Below are 18,507 nucleotides of genomic sequence, written 5' to 3' on the forward strand. Positions count from 1 at the left end.
TTCATATTGTCGTCATTGTTCACAAATACTCTGACCTCTTTATGAATAAAAAGTTCTGCTTAATATTATTTTTTTATAAAATAGATGATAAATAACGGCGCTAAGCCTTTAAAATCACTACGTAGTAGTATGACAAATATGGTACAACTACAGATATTAAAAACAAATATTGCTCTATACGAGCATTGTAACCGCAAAGTACCTCTGACATGAACCAAAATAAACATCACATTGCAGATGTCGCTATTATAGGTAGCGGCGCAGCAGGCTTATCACTTGCATTATCTCTAGCTAATTATTGTAACGTTACCGTGATCAGTAAAGGAGCGCTTACAGAAGGTTCTACTTTATATGCTCAAGGTGGTATAGCAGCTGTATTTGATAAACAAAACGACAGCATAGAATCTCATGTTGAAGATACACTCGATGCGGGCGGCGGTTTATGCGACAGAGACGCTGTTCATTATACTGCCAGCAATGCTCACGATTGCCTACAGTGGTTAATCGACCAAGGTGTTCCCTTTGATATGGAGTTTGATAGCAAAGGAAAAGAGCGTTTTCATTTAACACGTGAAGGCGGTCACAGCCATCGTCGTATTTTGCATGCAGCCGATGCTACTGGCAAAGCTGTGCAAACCACGCTTATTAGCCAAGTTAAAATTCATAAGAATATAACGCTCTTAGAGCAATACAATGCTATTGATTTAATTACAGATAAAAGCGCCGGAAAAACAGGCTCACACATTGAAGGTATGTATGTGTGGAACAAAAAAGCTAAAAAGGTAGAAACCATTTCAGCTAAATTTGTTGCTCTTGCCACTGGTGGCGCAAGCAAAGTGTATTTGTATACATCTAATCCAGATGTATCAAGTGGTGATGGCATTGCAATGGCATGGCGCGCAGGCTGTAAAGTTGCCAATATGGAATTTAATCAATTTCATCCAACGAGCCTTTATCATCCAGAGCTACAAAACTTTTTAATTACAGAAGCTATGCGCGGTGAAGGGGCTTATTTAAAACGACCTGATGGCACTCGTTTTATGAAAGATTTTGACAGTCGTGAAGAACTTGCTCCACGCGATATAGTGGCACGCGCAATCGATTTTGAAATGAAGCGTTTAGGTGCTAATTGTGTTTATTTAGATATTAGCCACAAAGATAAAGACTTTATTATTGAGCACTTTCCTACTATTTACGCAAAATGCCTAAGTGTAGGGCTTGATATAACAAAAGAAGCAATCCCAGTTGTACCTGCTGCGCATTACACTTGTGGTGGCGTAATGACCGACTTTAACGGTAAAACAGATCTCGATAACTTGTATGCTGTTGGCGAAGTCGCTTACACAGGCCTACATGGTGCAAACCGTATGGCAAGTAATTCATTATTGGAATGTATTGTATTTGCCCACGCTGCAGCTAAAGATATTTTAAGTAAAATTGAACATGCACCAGAGCCAATGGCTCTACCTCATTGGGATGAAAGCCGTGTTAGTAACTCTGATGAAGAAATTGTTATTACCCATAACTGGCATGAACTACGTTTATTTATGTGGGATTATGTAGGTATTGTACGCTCTACTAAACGCTTAGAACGTGCACTGCATAGGGTTGAGTTGCTGCAGCAAGAAATACACGATTATTATGCAAACTTTAGAGTAAGTAATAACTTGCTTGAGCTTCGTAACTTAGTACAAGTGTCAGAACTCATTATTAGAAGTGCAATGGAGCGAAAAGAAAGCAGAGGCCTACATTATACTATTGATTACCCTGAACAAAATGAAAATCCAACACCGACTATTTTGACTCCAAAACGCAATTAATCGCGCTTAAAGTAGCACGTTTTAGACGCGCATAGCTTTGTTCATTAACACCATTGGCTGAAATTATAAGCCAATGGTTGTTACTAAAACCTTTAATATGTAGCCATATATTATTGCCATAAAAACGGCTTTTTTTACTAATTTCACCCTGAATTTTTAAACCCTCGCCCTCAAACCTAAATAGCTTGGGTTCTAGAATTATAACGCCATGGTTTGGATGAATTGCCAACACTTTTTGCCACACTAAAAAGCCAGCTAATATATTAATTATCAAACAAAAAAGCATAGCTAGTAGCGAATCTAAAAATAAACATAATATTAAACTGAGCATGCAAAAAAAGACCACAATAGGTTTGTGGTCAGCGTTATTATTAGTAACTGTAAACCTATACACGAACTCGGTCTAAGATCAGCGAAACCATACCGTTTAACTGCGTATCTTTACATTCTTGATGACCCATAAACCATGCAAATAAGTCAGGGTCTTCTTCTGTTAGCAAACGCTGAAAGATAGCCTGTTGCTCTGCGCTCAAAGAGTCGTATGCTTCTTCAACAAACGGCATAAACAAAACATCAAGCTCTAACATGCCACGACGGCAAGCCCAACGAATACGTGCTTTACTATGAATTTCAACCATTTTAAACCTCATACTTAATTGACTCGAGTTTAACAAACACAAGCCTATTTAGCAGCTATTAATCTCTCATTAAAGAATAAACCCGCACCAATAAGCGCTTGTCTGTACCATACGTAACAACTGCGTTATTATGTCACTTCATTTATATTGCAAAGAAGGTTTTTATGTCGAGCGTTTATGCATGTCCGTTATCTCATCAACTTATTAGCCTCTGCGGTGCTGATAAATTATCTTATTTACACGGGCAAATCACTCAAGATCTAAATAAATTAACCAGCAGTAATTATTTGTGGGCTGGCCATTGCAGCGCTAAAGGTAAACTTTGGGGCGTATTTAAATTATTTTCTTATCAAGACAGCTACTACCTTACAGGCAGCGAAAACGAAGTAGAAAAATCGTTAGCTGAGCTAAAAAAGTATGCCGTATTTGCAAAAGTTGACATTAGTGCATGTTCAAAGCGATTAATTGGTCTCATTGGTGATGATTTATCGGGTGTACTCGCACAACTTGATATTAACTTTGAAGGTGATGCGAGCGCGTGTGACTTTGAAAGCGGTAAAGCACTAAAATTAGCTGATAACCGTGTTTTATTGATGGTCGATAGCCAGTTTAGTATGCCTGATGACGTATCTACACTTGATAACGAAGCTCCTTGGCAACAAGCATCTATGCTTGCAGGTGAACCTCAGTTAAGTGCAGATGCAATTGGCGAGTATGTTCCTCAAATGGTAAACCTACATGCTATTGGCGGTATAAGCTTTAAAAAAGGGTGTTATACCGGTCAAGAAACTGTGGCTCGCATGAAGTACCTAGGTAAAAATAAGCGTGCAATGTATATAGTTTCAGGTCAAAGCGAAGGGATACTTTCAGAGCCCGATTTAGAAACCCAATTAGGCGAAAATTGGCGCCGTGCGGGTAAACTTATTGCACAAAGCTTTAATGAACAAACAAATAAATTAACAGGCCTCGTTGTGTTGCCAAACGATACTGATGTAACTCAGGTACTTCGTGCAAAACACACACCTCAGGTGGAGCTAAGCATTCTGCCTCTACCCTACTCTCTTGAAGATGAATAAATAGGAATGACTATGATCGTTGCGGCAAACAAAGTGGTAAAAATGCATTATTCGGTAATGGATAATGATGGCAATAGCATTGATAACTCGTTCGGTGGTGAGCCACTACACTTTATCATTGGCACAGGCTACTTAATTTCAGGCCTAGAAAATGCTTTGCAAGGCAAACAACCAGGCGACACACTTAGCGTAAAAGTTGAACCTGATGAAGGTTATGGCGAACGCCACGATAACCTAATGCAAGCTGTACCTAAGTCGATGTTTGAAGGTATGGAAATTGAAGTCGGCATGCAATTTCGTGCATCAACAGATGATGGTGACCAATCAGTAATGATCATCGATATCCAAGATGAAGAAGTTATTGTAGATGGTAATAACCCACTTGCAGGCATAACACTTAACTTTGATGTAGAGATACTAGAAGTACGTGATGCAACCGAAGAAGAACTCACTCATGGTCATGTACATGGTGAAGGTGGGTGTGGTCACGACCACTAATACACTGTTAAACCAAGAAAAAAGCGCCTAGGGCGCTTTTTTTATATCATATTGTTGCGCTTAACCGTTTCAGTTTTTGCCTTACTAGGCAGCGCGATTGATACATTCTTTTCTTTTAGAGCGGCTAGTAAACCTTTTTGATCGTTTGTGCCAACTCGATACAAAGTGCCATCTTTAAGCGTTAGCTGTATTGCACTAAAGCCAGATACTGTATACACCCAACCATCGTGAGTAATTCGCATACCAATACCGTGTCTGTAAGAGTTTTGAACTGCCTTAGCTTCTACTACTTCGCCAAGCTCAATGCTTTGCCCTGCAACGCCTGGGCCAAACGCCCAGCTAATATTCTTATCATCTACTTTTACTGTTAGACCATGGAACAAAAAGCCCACCAGCACTAAAATCCCAGCAAATATCATTAAAGGTCCATCAGCGCCTAACAAGTTCCATGCAAGCGCTACAAAACCGCCTATCCACGCTAATACAAAAAAGATAAACACCGCATACTGTTTATGCTGATACATAATATTCTCTAAATTAAATAAATACTTAAAAGCTGTACACCAATGTAGCACTCAGCTCTGAGTCAAACTTGAGTTTATCATCTTCGGGTTTTGAATTATAACGATACATGTAGGTAAATTTGAGTGATACCGCACCAATCACTTGGCTTATTAGTGCGGTTTCCGATTTTAAGCGAGAATTAAGACCTGAGAGCGACTGCTCTATACTCACATCTTGATTAAAACGAGTACGCTTAGAAACCAAACGTTCCCACTGCATTGCAACACGTACTAAATAACCGGTTTTATTAATTTCATCTTCGCTCACATCCGAATCTTCATCCGCTACTGAACGGTATAAACCAGGTCCTATATCAATATCTACTTTGTTTTTAGAGCCTTGATATACACGTGCACCATAGCCTGTCGCCACCGTACTTTTAAAATCAAGTCCACTAAACTCATCTTCTTCGTAATCACCGTAAATAAAAAATGAGGAGTTTTTAACACCTACTTTATAGTTACCTTGCGCAGATACAAAAACACGATTAGCTGTAACATCAGTGCCACCGCTTTCATCGTTCTCATCACGCTTATAAAGAGAGTCTATTTTAAATTGGTTACGCCACTTTTCAAAGTCTTGGTATAAATTACCTTTGAGCTTAAAACTGGTCGAATTGGTGTTACCTTTACTCAGAATAAAGCCAAATTCAGTATCACCGTAGAACATGTCACCTTTGTGTAACTCATGAATTTCTTCATCAGAGAGCTTGCCATATTCATGAAAATCTTCAAATGGATCAACGGCCCAACTTGGGCTGCTAATTATTAAAAAAATTAAAAATAAATACTTACGCACAATACTCTCTCTGCACACAATTATAAAAATAAGCAGTATTGCTTATTCAGTTTCTTTCCATAAAATATGACAAAACGGAGCATCTTTATCACGACTAATCAAAATTTTAGCAAACAAAACATCATCGTTTTCAAATTCTAAACCAACCAACACCTGAATAAAGTGCTCTGGCTCTATTTCAAGGGCTACAAAGTCTTGCCACTGGTCATCTGGCTCGTCTTCTTCAATAAAGCCTAGGTCTTCTCTAAACTCATTAAAGTCTTCAACATCTTTTTCACTCAAGTTATTTGGCGCTAACTCTAAAAAAATATCATAAGCTTGGTGAGTAGCTTCTTCTACCGTATATAAACGTGGACCCGACATATGTGCTTAACCTTAAGCTTTTAAGTTGCGCTATATTATCAAATCTCATCATCATTTTGATAAAAAAAAGCGTAAAACACTGACTTTTTTGTAACCGAGTCATGCTTTATTCAGCATACAACTAAAACGACAAATAACAACTCACCTAACCTATTGAATATAAAGATTACTTTTATTATTTAAGTTAAAATAACAACGTAAAATATTTTTATTATCTTAGGTTCGAATTGTTTAGCTTTTTCTCATCTAAAACCAATCCTTTAAGACTACGGCTTTAGCAATAAATTCCATTTATTTAAAAAATACCGTCACTTTACTTAATTCCTATAACAACATAAGCTCAAGCAACAGGTCAGAGGAGTGTGTAATGATAAAACTAGAAAAACAAAATGGCATTGCAACCGTCACGCTTAGCAGAGCAAAAAAACAAAATGCATTAAGTTTTGAAATGTTTGTAGAGCTAAACAAAGCCATTAAAAATATAAAAAGAGATCGTAGTATTCGTGCTGTGGTAATAAAAGGCGATGGCGAGCATTTTTGTGCAGGCCTTGATATATCTGCAGTAATGGCTACACCAATGAACATAGTGAAATTATTGCTTAAATGGTTACCTGGCAATCAAAATTTAGCGCAAAAAGTAGTATTAGGCTGGCAGTCACTTAGTGTGCCCGTTATTGCACAAATTGATGGCAACTGTTTAGGGGGTGGTTTGCAAATAGCTTTGGGGACAGATTACAGAGTTGTTCATATTGATGCCAAACTTGCCATTATGGAAGCGCGTTGGGGATTGTGCCCCGATATGGGCGCAAATGTAATGATGAGCGGTTTAGTTAAGCGCGACCAAGCACTTTGGCTTGCAAGCCACGCAAACCCAATCACTGCACAACAAGCAAATGAGCTAGGTTTGGTTACTAAACTTACCGATGATACTCAACAAGCCACGCAAAACATGCTCGATACATTACTTGAGCGTTCACCAGATACGCTTGCTGCTATTAAACGTGTTACACAACTTAGCTATAAACCAAACCAACGAAAAATACTCGCTAAAGAAACCTTAAGCCAAATTCGCTTATTGCTAAACCCAAACACTAAAAAAGCAATTGCTAAAGCAAAAGGAAAAGCGGATATAACCTACGCAAATACAAAGCACTGGTAGACTATTGCACAATGCATAAAAGAGTTTGATTTGTTAAAGTTAAGCTCTTATCTTTTCTGTGAGCCACTTTGATGAAATATCTGCTCAGTAGCGCTATTATTTTACTCTGTTTAGCCTGCGCTAAACTCATTATGCACTTTATTGGTGGAAGCTTTCCTGCACCGTTACTCGCTATGGTTATTTTATTAGTTTTACTCTTATCGGGTATTGTAAAAGAGCAACATATAAAACCATGCGCCTCCCCTATTTTAAATATTATGCCTATCTTTTTCATTCCTGCGGGTGTGGGATTTATTGAACATCTCGGCCTTATAAAATCGCACTGGGCATTTTTAGCCTCAGTTGTGGTGCTAGTCCCTATAACTACCTTGTTGCTTGTTAGCAGTGTAATTGCGAACTTTAAGGGAAGAGAAAATAATGACTGATTTTACTTTTTCCGCTATTTCAGAGCTACAGCCTAATTTATGGTGGCTAAGTATTCCTTTTATTATTGTATTATTTTTAGCGCTAAGGGCCGTAAACCAAAGTATAAAAAACAGCGTATTTAAATCGCTCACTAACCCCGTATTTTTAAGTATTAGTATTATCGCTTTATTACTAATTAACCTAAATCTGCCTTATACGCAATTTGCCTCGCACAGCAAATTATTAAGCTGGTTATTAGAGCCCGCGATTGTGGCTTTAGCGCTTCCTTTATATCAGCAGTTTACACACGTACGAAAAAACCTATTACTCATAGTCGCAACATGTAGCTTAGGTATTGTTAACGCAACCGTTGTGGCATTTTTGCTAAGCATATTATTTAATGCGCCTGCGCAGCTAAGTGCATCTGTTGCCGCACTCAGTGTCACAACCCCAATATCTTTAATTGTTACTGACTCATTAGGGGGGATTAGCTCTCTTGCTGCGGTTTTAGTTATTTTTATTGGTTTACTAGGCGCTTTATTTGGCTTTATGCTTTTTAAACTCATTAATATTTTTAATCACGAATCTCAAGGTGTTGCCATGGGCACAGCTTGTCATGCAATTGGGACTGCTGCTGCTATTGCTGAGCATCCAAAAGTAGGCGCTTACTCCTCAGTTGCAATGGCGCTAAGTGCTTTATTAACAGCGATTATAGTGCCGCTGTTATATCCATTTTTAGTCAACATTTTGCTATAGTTGGAAAAATACAACATAGCCCTAACATAGAGCGCTTTATGATCAGTTCTGAAATCGAACAGTTTGAAAAATATTACACCATGCTTACTGAGTATATGGTTACCTACAGTATGCAAATTGTTGGCGCTATTTTTATCGTCCTCATTGGTTTGTGGATAGCACAAAAGCTTGCCAAATTTGTAGCCGCGTTAATGACCCGTCATAACGTTGACATTACGCTTACTAACTTTGTCAGTAGCGTGGTAAAAGTACTGCTAATTGTAATGGTTATAATTATTGCACTTGGAAAAATAGGTATCAGCGTTACGCCATTTGTAGCAGCCATTGGTGCTGCGTCTTTGGGTGCAGGTTTAGCGCTGCAAGGAATGCTCTCTAACTATGGTGCAGGCCTTGCCATTATAGCCACTCGACCTTTTGTTGTTGGTGATACTATTGAAGTTAAAAATGTAAGCGGCCAAGTTAAAACAATTGAGCTTGGCTACACTATTTTAATCAATGAAGAAAAAGTAGAAATTACCATTCCAAATAAGCACATAGTAGGTGAAATACTTCATAACTCATTTAGTTACTCATTGGTCAAAGGTGAAATAGATATAGCCTATAGTGCTTGCTCTGATAATGCGATTAGCCTTATTGAAGACGTACTTAAAGCACACGAATTAGTCGCACAAAATCCGTTATCACAAGTGGGTATTGAACGCTTTGCCGATAGCGGTGTTACAATAAGCTACCGATATTGGGTACCTACTACTAAAATTATTGAAACCAAGCTGGCTATTAATGGCGGTGTTTATAAAGCAATTAATAACGCTGATATTGAAATCCCATTCCCTCAACGCGTCATTACTATAAATAAAAGCGATATATAGTCATAAAATCCAGTGGGTAATTCAATATTGAATTACCCACATCAATAAACTTCTTTTACTGCGTAAAAACTCCTTATCTGTTTGTTATTTTATCTGTAATATAAAGACTTGGTTAAAAAAGTCGGCTAATCACTCGCTTTAATTACATAATAACAATAATGAGCCATTATGAATCTCAGCCCTTTTTATTTAGGTGATTGGCAAGTCAATCCCCTGTCAAATACTCTTCAGCGTGCAGAAAAAAATAAACAGTTAGAACCAAAAGCCATGGATGTGTTAGTTCATCTTTGCTTCCAAAAAGGCGAAATTGTTACTACTGACGAGCTATTAGATCAATGCTGGAAAAATGTTGAGGTAGGCGATAACCCGCTGCATAAAACAATTACCCAGTTACGAAAAGCCCTCGGTGATAAAGCAAGTGAACCCACCTACATAGAAACTATTCGCAAACGTGGTTACCGCGTTATTGCAAAACTTGAGTTTCCTCTGGCTGAAGATATAAAAAAAAGTGAAAACACATGGCAAGGTGGCTCTCCTTTTTTAGGATTAAGCGCCTACAACCCAAGCGATACACACCTATTTTTTGGCCGCAATCAATCTATAGAAACGTTACTCAATAGAATATCGAGCCAAGTTAAATTTGGTCGTGCGTTTTGCTTAATACTCGGTCCAAGTGGCACGGGTAAATCATCACTTGTTAATGCGGGTATATTGCCTAAATTACTTGACGAGCGAGGCTATAACGGCATTGGGGTTATTTCTTATAGCCAACTCGACTTTGCAGATGTTCATAAAAATAGACTTTTTTTAGATTTAGCTTCTGCATTGCTTGATTGGGATATAAACGGCCTTCCTGTATTTGAAGGATTAAGCGCGCAAACACTGGCAGAGCAACTAGAATTGGCAATCGATGGCGTAATCAACGCCATACAAATTGCACTTAGCAAAGCCTCTACACAACTTAAAACACCACAGTTATTTTTATTTATTGACCGCTTAGAAGTACTGCTTTCTTCTCCTTTATTTAGTAGCGAAACACGCAGCCATTTTTTATCAGTTATTGAGCGCTTAGCAACCTCTAAAACTGTGATTGTATTTAGTGCGTGTCGTAACGACTTTTACCCTTTAGTGGTTGAACAACCAAGTCTAATGGCAGGCAAAGCTCATGGCGCGCACTACGATTTAACACCGCCAAATCGCCAAGAGCTTCAACAAATTATTCGCCTGCCAGCGCTAACCGCTAATTTAACGTTCTCCAATGACCCACAAACCCAAACACCACTGGATGAAATATTGTGCGCCGATACAGCCAATAACCCTGACGCACTGCCCATGCTGCAATACACATTGCAAGAGCTGTACTTACAGCGCAGTGATAATAACGAGCTACTGCACAGTGTTTACACAAAACTCGGGGGTATTGAGGGAGCCATAGGCAAAAAAGCAGAAGATATATTTATTGACCTCAGCAACGAGCAACAACAGCAACTAAAAAGCGTATTATCACAGCTGATCACTTTAAATCCAGATGGTAAAACCATTACGAGCCGCGCTGCCCGCTGGCAAACATTAACGAACACAAGCCAAAAAGAGCTTGTGCAAGCCATGGTCGATAGCCGTTTATTTGTATCGCATTTACAAAATCAAGAAGCCTGTTTTAGCCTTGCTCACGAGGCATTATTACGTCAATGGCCGCGAGCAAAACAATGGATTAATGATCATAAAGATGCCTTAGCAATAAAAAGCCGCTTACAACACCAAGCGCAAAGTTGGATAGATGAAGGTAAAAGTAGTGCTTACCTCCTAGCGCCAGGTAAACCGCTACAAGAAGCGCAGCTATTACTTAACGACAAACTGTTTAAATTAGATGATAACGAGCATGCTCTTATCAAAAGCTCTGTAAAAAAAACAAAAACAAAAATAAGAGTAAAACGAGTGACCGTTGCTTTATTGTGCTTACTTACATTTACCGCGTTAATAATGAGCTTTACTAGTTTTAAAGCCCAACAACATGCGCAAAAAAAGCAGCTTGAGGCCGAAAGCTTACTGGGGTTTATGGTCGGCGACTTTGCCGATAAATTACGTAGCGTTGAACGTATGGACTTACTTGATGGTATTAGTAATAAAGCACTTGAGTATTTTACTGATCAAACTGACGATTCAAGTTCACTTTTTAGCTTTAGCGATAATAAAACACAATTTAACAACCGTTTTCAGTACGCACAAACCCTCGAAGCAATGGGTGAAGTAGCTTATTCCCGAGGTAAAACCGATGAAGCCTTTACCGCCTTTGAAAACGCCCGCACCCGCCTTGAGGCATTATTAAAAATACAGCCTAACAACTTAGAGCTACTCACGCTTACGGGTGCCAATGCCTTTTGGCTTGGTCAATTAGCTTATGATCAAAATGATCATCAAGCTACTGAGCAAATGTTTAAAAAATACCACGCTTACAGTAAAAAAATGTATGCGCTGGCAGCCAATGATTTTAACTCCATTATGGAATTGTCGTATTCATCTAATTCTTTAGGTTCTTTATACATAGAAAAGTCTGACTACAGCGCTGCAAAAAAGAACTTTACAGAGTCGCTTTTACTTAAAAATAAAGCACTTGAACTAAAACCGAATAACAAAAATTTACTTCGAGATAAATCCGATACGATTAGTTGGCTTGCAAAAACAGAAGAGAAGCTAAGTAACTTTAATGAAGCAGTTAATATATTGGAAGGTGCAGTTGAGGTAATCACAAAATTGATTGCTAACTACCCTCGTGATGCAAGCCTTTTTTACACGTCAGCAAACCTATATATGCAACAAAGTTATTTACTGAGCTATTTGAGTGATAAACGGATGGCTCATAAAAAAGCCAGCTTGGCTAATCAAGTTATCAATGAAGCTTTAGTACAAGATCCAAAAAACAATAAATTTCAGCTTATGTATTATCGCTCTTTAGCACATTCACTAATGCTATCTACTGATGAAGCTACTGACTCAACAATTGAAAAAATAATTAATTTTTTAAAATCTCAAAATTTTAAAAATACCAGCACTATTAATACACAAATTACACTGATTCAATATTTTATAAATAGACAGTCACCACTCAAAGCACAGGAGTTATTAACTGAGCTTGAGAATAATGAAAACTACACACATCAATTAGCCAACCTAACTAGAACTGGTGATTACTTAGTACATACAAGAATAAACTTAATCAAAGCAAACTTAGCTACAACTAATAAACAGCGAGAGCAATTTTGCTTAAGTGCTATCAAAGCTATTTCTGAAGCTGCAAAAATAAGTCAGAGCGTAAAAATAACATACCCACTAGTACAAGCTTATACCTGTTTAAACAGAGAAGACGAGATATCAGAAATAAAAGCAAGCCTAGTTAAATTAGGCATTACGAACTTCCAACTATAATTACTCATAAAGGAAATGATATGAATAACACCCTAGAAAATGTCGACTTTCAAGTAAATATTAAACTCAACAACGGTGAAGCTATTTTTAGCTATACAAAAAATGGCGAACCCGCTACTGGCGGTGGTGTTGTAAGTACCGAAACCGCTGGCAACTACAATTTAGACGACGCCACAATTCAAAACGGTTTCGTATTTACAGGCGCTACTATCACCGATATCGACACACAAAAACCATGCGCCCAAGACTTCAGCTATAAAGTAAGTGATAACGGCCACACAATTATCATTACCGACACAGACGAAAATAATGGATCTGTATGCTTAATCTTTAACGTTGAGTGTAATGGCAAAAAATATGAAAGCGCCGATCCTCAAGTTAAGAATGAAAAAGAACTCTAATTAGCAACGCTTCTTTTTAAATTGCACAGGCCTATTAATTGCGGTGCAATTTTTTTAAAAACGCCCCTAAATAAACATTAAATAACAACAACTTAAATCAGAAGGTTACCGAAAGGTTTAAAAAACATAAATTAAATAAACTGCTAGACATAAAGTTTCATTAACAATAAAAATGAGCAACACCATGTCTAACAATAATGAAAATAGCAGAGCAAACAACACCGACAACGCTGTATCTGCATTAATCAGCAGCATTTCTAATACCATTAACAATGAAAAAATAAGCGCAATTATTAATGTCACTAATGTCATGGCCGATGCTATTTTTATTGTTAATGCAGATGGAGTGTTTGAATCAGTAAATCCCGTTGCAGCTCGTTTTTTTAATGTTACGTCTGACTCATTAATAGGTAAAAAATGGCAAGATTGTTTACAAGAACAGTATCGCGATGACTATCAATACATGTTTGAAAGTTGGAAAAACAACTATCAAACACCACTCAATCATGGCCCGAAAGAAGTTAAAATAATAAAAAACAATGGTAACTGTTTAGATATAGAGCTCTCAATTTCTTGTATACCCGCATCAACTACAAACAATATCCCTCTATTTATTTGTATTATGCATGATATTTCTAGGCATGTTAAAAAGTATAAAGTACTCGAAAACATAGCCAAAATAGATCACCTTACAGGCGTCGCTAATCGCTGCACTTTAGAAAAGGCGATTATTAAAAATTGGCAAGAATGCATAGTAGACAAACAGCCTTTGAGTTTTATCTTGATCGATATTGATTTTTTTAAACTGTTTAATGATAATTTTGGTCATGTAAAGGGTGATAAATGTTTGCAAAAAGTAGCTCAAACAATTGAAGACTGCCTCCCCTCAAAAGATAGTTTAGTAGCACGCTATGGTGGTGAGGAGTTTGCTGTTGTATTACCCCGCTCACATGTCTCAAATGCAGAAATGATCGCAAAACGTATTCAAGAAAAAATACTCAACATTAATTTTAGAGATATTGGTTTGCCAGCGAATGTAAAGATAAGTGTAAGCCAGGGTTTAGCGTGTGAATACGATAATCAATACAGAACATCTGAGGCATTAATATGCGCGGCTGATACGGCTTTATATAGAGCGAAGTCGGAAGGTCGTAATAAATTATGTATAAGGTGATGTACTAACTATTTGGTATAGCCTTTATCTACTAAAATAAAAAACCGCAATTGCGGTTTTTTATTACTTGAGAAAAGCTTAAATGTCGATTAGCAGCCCTTCGTCTTTTTTAATCTTTTCGATCACCATATAAGTATGATGAGTGCCCACGCCGGGAATATCGACTAAGTCGCCAAGAACTTGTCTATATTCTTCCATATTAGACACGCGGATTTTTAATAAATAATCATAACCGCCTGCCACCATGTCGCATTCAACGACTTGTTGTATTCTTAATATATGCTCTCTAAATACCTTAAATACTGCTGTATTTGAAGCAACAAGCGACACTTGAACATGTGCTACTAAGCTTTGATTAAGCTTTGCTTCGCTAAGCTTAGCGTAGTAGCCTTCGATATAGCCTTCTTGCTCTAATCGTTTTACACGATCAAGACACGGGCTTGCACTCAAATTAACCTGTTTTGCGAGGTTAACATTTGAAATTCTGCCGTTCTTTTGTAGAACGTCTAGTATGGCTAAATCAATACGATCTAGCATGCGTAATCTATTTGGAATTGTCATAACAGAATTTTATGCGGATAAGTTAAATTTATGCCCTGTAAATTATCGTAAAACGCGAAATTTAACCAGCATATTCTGCTGAAATTTAATTAGAATGCACTCACAATATCACTGGTAATTTATTGGTAATTAATTTTACTTTAATTCTTAACACTCCTGAGGGTTGCTTATGTTATTCAACGGCGATTTAACAACGATTTGTCCTATTAGACAAAGAATCCGTGACTTCTACCGCATAGATGAAAATGCGGTTATTGATCATATTTTACCGCTTGCAGAAGTAGGCGTAAAAGCACGAAGTCGTGCCTGGGAAAGAGCCCGCCAGATTGTTTTAAACATTCGTAAAGAGCAAGATGGGCAAGGCGGTGTTGATGCGCTTTTAAATGAATTTTCACTCTCTAGTGAAGAAGGCGTTGTATTAATGTGTTTGGCCGAAGCACTGCTTCGTGTACCAGACAAAGCAACTCAAGATGTACTGATTCGCGACAAGTTAGCGAAAGGTGATTGGAGCTCTCATTTAGGCAGCAGCGATTCTTTATTCGTAAACGCGTCTTCTTGGGGATTATTAGTTACCGGTAAAATGGTTAACTACACAGACAAAACGAAAGAACAACAGTTCGGCATACTTAAAAAGACCATTGGTCGTTTAGGTGAGCCAGTTATTCGTAAGTCTGTAAATTTTGCTATGAAAATTATGGGTAAGCAATTCGTTATGGGTCGTACCATTGACGAAGCAATTGAACGTGCTGCCGATACAGAGCAAAAAGGTTATGTATATTCTTACGATATGCTAGGCGAAGGCGCGCGCACAATGAAAGATGCGAAGCGTTACTTTGACAGCTACATGAATGCTATACACTCAATTGGTAAAGCGGCAAATGGTCGTGGTCCAATTAAGAGCCCAGGTATTTCAGTTAAGCTTTCTGCTATTCATCCACGTTATGAGTTCACTCATAAAGACCGTGTGATGGAAGAAATAGTCCCTAAGTTAAAAGAACTTGCTCTTGCTGCTAAGAAATACGATATCGGCTTTACCGTTGATGCTGAAGAAGCTGACCGTTTAGATATTTCATTAGATGTAATTGAAGCGGTATTTAGTGATGAAGATCTTGGTGATTGGCAAGGATTTGGCTTAGCAGTTCAAGCGTACCAAAAACGCGCTATTTTTGTAATTGAATGGCTAACAGACCTTGCAACCCGTGTTGGTCGTAAAATGATGGTACGTTTAGTTAAGGGCGCGTACTGGGATACTGAAATCAAAACCACACAACAAGATGGTTTAGAGCATTTCCCTGTATTTACTCGTAAAGCAACAACCGATGTTTCTTACAAAGCATGTGCAATTAAAATGCTTGAAGCGCGCGACGTACTTTATCCACAATTTGCTACACATAACGCTTACACTGCCGCGACTATTTTAGAAGTAGCGAAAGGCGATAACACAGGTTTTGAATTTCAACGTTTGCACGGTATGGGTGAATCATTATTCGACCAAATCGTTAACGAAGAAAAAATTCAATGCCGTGTATATGCCCCAGTTGGTCAACACGAAGACCTACTTGCTTACCTTGTTCGTCGTTTGTTAGAAAATGGTGCTAACTCATCATTTGTGAACGCGATTGTAGATACAACAAAACCTGTTGAATCATTACTACCAGACCCTGTAGAAACATTGCAAGGCTTGCGTAATAAGTACAATACGCAAATAAAAATGCCAATTGATTTATATGGTGAAGAACGTGCTAACTCTAAAGGCATGGATTTAACCGATATTAATGTTATTACCCCTTTCAAAGAGAATCTTGAAACATGGTTTAACGAGCACTTAATTGAGCAAAGCCAAGTACCAGAAGGCTCATTGGCTGTTAAAAACCCAGCAAATCACAAAGAAATCATCGGCCACGTTAAGTTACAAACTGGCGAAGAGATGAAAGTATTACTGGCTAACGCTGAAGCGGCACTTGAATCATGGTCACAAACACCAGTAAAAGAGCGAGCTAATTTACTGCGCCGCGTTGCTGACATTTTAGAGCGTCATCATGATGAACTAGTCGCTATCTGTATTAAAGAAGCGGGTAAAGTAGCGCAAGATGGTATTGATGAAGTACGTGAAGCGGTTGATTTTTGTCGTTACTACGCAGCGCGCGCTGAAGAGTTATCTAAAGATGAGCGTTTTGAAGCCCGTGGCGTTATTTTATGTATTAGCCCGTGGAACTTCCCGCTTGCAATATTCTTAGGTCAAGTTGCTGCTGCGATTGTTACAGGTAACACTGTAATTGCTAAGCCTGCTGAGCAAACAAGTTTAATCGCCCTTCGTGCCATTGAACTAATGCTATCAGTTGGTTTACCTGAGCACGTTGTTCAACCGGTTATCGCTCGCGGCTCTGAAGTAGGTAAAACAATTGTTCCTGATGAGCGCATTCAAGCGGTTATGTTTACAGGTTCTACTGAAACAGGCACATTAATTTCTCAAACACTTGCTGCACGTAACGATATTCAAGTACCGTTAATTGCAGAAACAGGTGGCCAAAACTGTATGATTGTTGACTCAACGGCGCTTCCTGAGCAAGTAGTTGACGATGTGATCAGTTCTGGTTTTCAAAGTGCTGGCCAACGTTGTTCTGCTCTTCGTGTTTTATTCATTCAAGATGACGTAGCAGATGGCATTATCGAAATGCTTAAAGGCGCTCTAGCTGAGTTACACATTGGCGATCCATCATTACTATCAACTGATGTTGGCCCTGTAATTGATGAAAAAGCACTTAAAAACTTAAATGAACACGTCGAGTACTTAAAAGGTAACTCTATACTTCATTACGAATGTAAAATTCCTGATAATACTCAAAATGGCGCATACTTTTTTGCTCCTCGTTTATACGAAATTAAAGACTTATCAGTACTTAAACGTGAAGTATTTGGCCCATGTGTTCATATTGTTCGCTTTAAATCGAATGAACTTGATGATGTGATGGATCAAATAAATAACACGGGCTATGGTCTGACAATGGGTGTTCATTCACGTATTGAAGAGCGCTGTGAGTACCTTGCTAAAATGTCACGTGCGGGTAATGTCTACATTAACCGAAACATGATTGGTGCCATTGTTGGTGTGCAACCGTTTGGTGGCCGTGGTTTATCAGGTACTGGCCCTAAAGCCGGTGGCCCTAACTACCTACAACGTTTAGTAAAAGAAAAAGCATCACCAGATAACGTACAAATGACTAACCTAACGCCTGACGAACTTGATTTACACCACTACAGCGGTGCGAATGAGCAAGTTAAAAAGCTAATGGCCAACTCAATGCGCGATGAGAAAATCTGGCGTGCAACACCACTAAACGACCGTGTTTCGGCTGTACGTCAGTTGCTTGCTAAAATCGCGACGGTAGAAATTATCGACGATTTAGCAGACGACTTAGCATTAACATTATCAGAAGCACGTGCACAGCTTAACCGCCTTGAAAAGCACATGCGTAAGTTTACTACCCTGCCTGGGCCAACGGGTGAGTCTAATACACTTCATCTAGAAGCACGTGGTTGTGTAGTGTGTTATGCAGATAAGAGCACATCATTTAACTTCTGGGCATTGTCTATCATCACTGCTATTGCCGCAGGTAATACGGTAATTACTGTAGCGTCTGAGCTGTTTTATGATGAAGCCGTTGCCTTTAAAGATAAATTTATCTCTACAGGTGTTGCAGAAGGTGTTTTCCAAGTAGCTAAACCTAACCAGTTACAAGCTATTTTGGCGCACCCTCATTTAGCCGGTGCGGTAGTTGCTGCTCGCTCGTCTCGCTTGGGCTACTTTAGCCAACAGCTTGCACAGCGTAAAGGTGCTATTTTACCGGTAATTAGCTCTGAGTATTACGATACATTAATCAAACGTCTTATTACTGAAAAAACAATCAGTATTGATACAACAGCATCAGGTGGTAACACATCACTAATGACGCTTGTTGAAGATGATGAATAATTAAGCTAATGCTTTTTAACTAAAAAATA

The 18,507-nt window shown here is 38.4% G+C and carries 17 protein-coding genes; 11 read left to right on the forward strand and 6 right to left on the reverse strand.

The features are described from left to right. Positions 1-209 precede the first annotated feature (209 nt). Positions 210-1,820, forward strand: coding sequence for an L-aspartate oxidase (gene nadB / locus I6F43_RS03835; protein WP_007581714.1), 1,611 nt, complete (start codon positions 210-212; stop codon positions 1,818-1,820). Here nadB and I6F43_RS20075 read toward each other — a convergent pair. Both I6F43_RS20075 and I6F43_RS03840 read right to left on the reverse strand, forming a co-directional pair. After that, the gene (locus tag I6F43_RS20075) at positions 1,795-2,151 is read right to left on the reverse strand and encodes a hypothetical protein (RefSeq protein ID WP_007581712.1); all 357 of its coding nucleotides are present in this window, start codon (positions 2,149-2,151) and stop codon (positions 1,795-1,797) included. The genes nadB and I6F43_RS20075 overlap by 26 nt on opposite strands. 55 nt (positions 2,152-2,206) lie before the next feature. After that, positions 2,207-2,458 carry an FAD assembly factor SdhE gene (locus tag I6F43_RS03840; protein ID WP_165726497.1) on the reverse strand — a complete coding sequence of 84 codons (252 nt, stop codon included), beginning with the start codon at positions 2,456-2,458 and terminating at the stop codon, positions 2,207-2,209. Positions 2,459-2,622: 164 nt separating this feature from the next. Here I6F43_RS03840 and ygfZ point away from each other — a divergent pair, with 164 nt between their 5' ends. Continuing rightward, complete coding sequence (gene ygfZ / locus I6F43_RS03845; protein ID WP_169044250.1) at positions 2,623-3,534, forward strand: CAF17-like 4Fe-4S cluster assembly/insertion protein YgfZ; 912 nt, start codon at positions 2,623-2,625, stop codon at positions 3,532-3,534. A 12-nt stretch (positions 3,535-3,546) separates the two neighbouring features. Continuing rightward, positions 3,547-4,032, forward strand: coding sequence for an FKBP-type peptidyl-prolyl cis-trans isomerase (locus tag I6F43_RS03850; protein ID WP_007581704.1), 486 nt, complete (start codon positions 3,547-3,549; stop codon positions 4,030-4,032). Positions 4,033-4,073: 41 nt separating this feature from the next. Here I6F43_RS03850 and I6F43_RS03855 read toward each other — a convergent pair whose 3' ends face one another. Genes I6F43_RS03855 through I6F43_RS03865 form a run of 3 tightly spaced genes read right to left on the reverse strand, consistent with a single transcriptional unit; the run spans position 4,074 to position 5,757 of the window. After that, on the reverse strand, positions 4,074-4,556 hold the full coding sequence (locus tag I6F43_RS03855; protein ID WP_197101104.1) for a hypothetical protein: 483 nt from the start codon (positions 4,554-4,556) through the stop codon (positions 4,074-4,076). Between the two features lie 25 nt (positions 4,557-4,581). Then, the gene (locus I6F43_RS03860; protein ID WP_007581700.1) at positions 4,582-5,394 is read right to left on the reverse strand and encodes a DUF481 domain-containing protein; all 813 of its coding nucleotides are present in this window, start codon (positions 5,392-5,394) and stop codon (positions 4,582-4,584) included. A 42-nt stretch (positions 5,395-5,436) separates the two neighbouring features. Continuing rightward, positions 5,437-5,757: an HI1450 family dsDNA-mimic protein gene (locus I6F43_RS03865; RefSeq protein WP_007581697.1), complete on the reverse strand. Its 321-nt coding sequence runs from the start codon at positions 5,755-5,757 to the stop codon at positions 5,437-5,439. Between the two features lie 367 nt (positions 5,758-6,124). On the opposite strand from I6F43_RS03865, the gene I6F43_RS03870 reads away from it, so the two are divergent. From I6F43_RS03870 to I6F43_RS03900, 7 genes are all read left to right on the forward strand, one after another. Beyond that, a complete protein-coding gene (locus I6F43_RS03870) occupies positions 6,125-6,916 on the forward strand; it encodes a crotonase/enoyl-CoA hydratase family protein (RefSeq protein WP_121954203.1) in 792 nt (263 codons plus the stop codon). 71 nt (positions 6,917-6,987) lie between these two features. After that, entirely contained in the window at positions 6,988-7,341 is a 354-nt protein-coding gene (locus I6F43_RS03875; RefSeq protein ID WP_165726501.1) for a CidA/LrgA family protein, read from the forward strand. Next, positions 7,334-8,077 (forward strand): LrgB family protein, encoded by a 744-nt coding sequence (locus I6F43_RS03880; RefSeq protein WP_197101106.1) that lies wholly within the window; start codon positions 7,334-7,336, stop codon positions 8,075-8,077. Before I6F43_RS03875 ends, I6F43_RS03880 begins: the two co-directional genes overlap by 8 nt. Positions 8,078-8,115: 38 nt before the next feature. Further along, entirely contained in the window at positions 8,116-8,946 is an 831-nt protein-coding gene (locus tag I6F43_RS03885) for a mechanosensitive ion channel family protein (protein WP_008167991.1), read from the forward strand. A 168-nt stretch (positions 8,947-9,114) separates the two neighbouring features. Beyond that, positions 9,115-12,369: an nSTAND1 domain-containing NTPase gene (locus tag I6F43_RS03890; protein ID WP_197101108.1), complete on the forward strand. Its 3,255-nt coding sequence runs from the start codon at positions 9,115-9,117 to the stop codon at positions 12,367-12,369. Positions 12,370-12,389: 20 nt separating this feature from the next. Next, a complete protein-coding gene (locus tag I6F43_RS03895) occupies positions 12,390-12,770 on the forward strand; it encodes a DP-EP family protein (RefSeq protein WP_197101110.1) in 381 nt (126 codons plus the stop codon). 184 nt (positions 12,771-12,954) lie between these two features. Next, entirely contained in the window at positions 12,955-13,944 is a 990-nt protein-coding gene (locus I6F43_RS03900; RefSeq protein ID WP_197101112.1) for a sensor domain-containing diguanylate cyclase, read from the forward strand. Between the two features lie 78 nt (positions 13,945-14,022). On the opposite strand, the gene I6F43_RS03905 is transcribed toward I6F43_RS03900, so the two are convergent. After that, the gene (locus I6F43_RS03905; protein WP_024590009.1) at positions 14,023-14,505 is read right to left on the reverse strand and encodes a winged helix-turn-helix transcriptional regulator; all 483 of its coding nucleotides are present in this window, start codon (positions 14,503-14,505) and stop codon (positions 14,023-14,025) included. Positions 14,506-14,674: 169 nt separating this feature from the next. Here I6F43_RS03905 and putA point away from each other — a divergent pair, with 169 nt between their 5' ends. Then, positions 14,675-18,478, forward strand: a complete 3,804-nt coding sequence (gene putA, locus I6F43_RS03910; RefSeq protein ID WP_197101114.1) for a bifunctional proline dehydrogenase/L-glutamate gamma-semialdehyde dehydrogenase PutA — start codon at positions 14,675-14,677, stop codon at positions 18,476-18,478. The last annotated feature ends 29 nt before the right edge of the window (positions 18,479-18,507 follow it).

The sequence above is a fragment of the Pseudoalteromonas sp. NZS71_1 genome (assembly GCF_015864305.1).
In the GTDB taxonomy this organism is placed as follows: domain Bacteria; phylum Pseudomonadota; class Gammaproteobacteria; order Enterobacterales; family Alteromonadaceae; genus Pseudoalteromonas; species Pseudoalteromonas arctica.